Origin of the sequence: Erythrobacter sp. CCH5-A1, from assembly GCF_001557115.1 — a bacterium.
GTDB lineage: Bacteria > Pseudomonadota > Alphaproteobacteria > Sphingomonadales > Sphingomonadaceae > Erythrobacter.
The window spans coordinates 1-991 of record NZ_LSKQ01000087.1 but is presented as its reverse complement, the minus strand read 5'-3'; the positions used below and the strand labels follow the sequence as shown (position 1 = coordinate 991).

Below are 991 nucleotides of genomic sequence, written 5' to 3'. Positions count from 1 at the left end.
CCCGGAGCGAATTGGCGCTCACCTCAAACTGGGGAATTTTCGTTCGGCACTTTTGGGGAGAATACATCCGGCATCGACACATGTTCGGCAACGCTCTTGCCAATGCCGTTGAAGCAGGTGATGCGGTGCCATTCGGTCTCGGTCTGGCGCTTGTCCTGCGCATCCTTGTAGCTGCGCGAGGTGGCCAGCGAGAGCGAGGTGATCTTGGCGCCGGACTGGGTCTCGCGGACTTCCGGGTTGTTGCCTGCAAAGCCGACGAGGGTGACGGTGTTCTTCATGACGATGACCTTTCGAAGCTGTTTCTTCGTCCAAGGGACTGTCCCTTCGACTGAGCCCCGATGAGGCCGGGCACGGGCAGGTCTGCACCGATCGGCAGAGAGGGAAACGCCGCTCACAGGAGTGGTGCGGGCAGACGTTCCAAAGGAACGGCAACACGGTCCGCATGAGCGCGCGTTGTAGACCTGCCCGCGTCCGGCCAGGGGCTGGTCCATGTCATGGAAGGGTGTCCGCCGTCAGCACCAATGGCACAGATTTAAGGTTGTGAATTAAGGAGGATTGGGGCTTCGTCGTAGTGACGAAGGAACGAAGATGAAGCCCCAATCCTCCTTGAAAAAATCGCCGACGAAGGCCCCTGCTGAGCGGGTGGTGAAGGACATCCGGCGGCAGACACGTCGGCACTTTTCGGCTGAAGACAAGATCCGCATCGTGCTCGATGGGCTGCGCGGCGAAGACAGCATTGCCGAGCTGTGCCGTAAGGAAGGCATCGCCCAGAGCCTGTATTACACCTGGTCGAAGGAGTTCATGGAGGCCGGGAAGCGCCGCCTGGCGGGCGATACCGCCCGCGCCGCGACCACCGGCGAGGTGCAGGATCTGCGCCGCGAAGCCCGCGCCCTGAAGGAATGCGTTGCCGACCTGACACTCGAAAACCGCCTGCTCAAAAAACGTATGGCCCGCCCCGTCTGCAAGGGGGATTTTGAAGTGTTCTGATCAG

Annotated in this window: 1 protein-coding gene and 1 pseudogene; one reads left to right on the top strand and one right to left on the bottom strand. The window is 60.9% G+C overall.

From position 1 onward, the window contains the following. Window positions 1–23 precede the first annotated feature (23 nt). Window positions 24–278 (bottom strand): single-stranded DNA-binding protein, encoded by a 255-nt coding sequence (locus tag AX708_RS04220; protein ID WP_066110747.1) that lies wholly within the window; start codon window positions 276–278, stop codon window positions 24–26. Between the two features lie 310 nt (window positions 279–588). Between AX708_RS04220 and AX708_RS04215 the strand changes: the two are divergent. Beyond that, window positions 589–954: pseudogene (locus AX708_RS04215) on the top strand (transposase); the annotation flags it as partial. Window positions 955–991 lie beyond the last annotated feature (37 nt).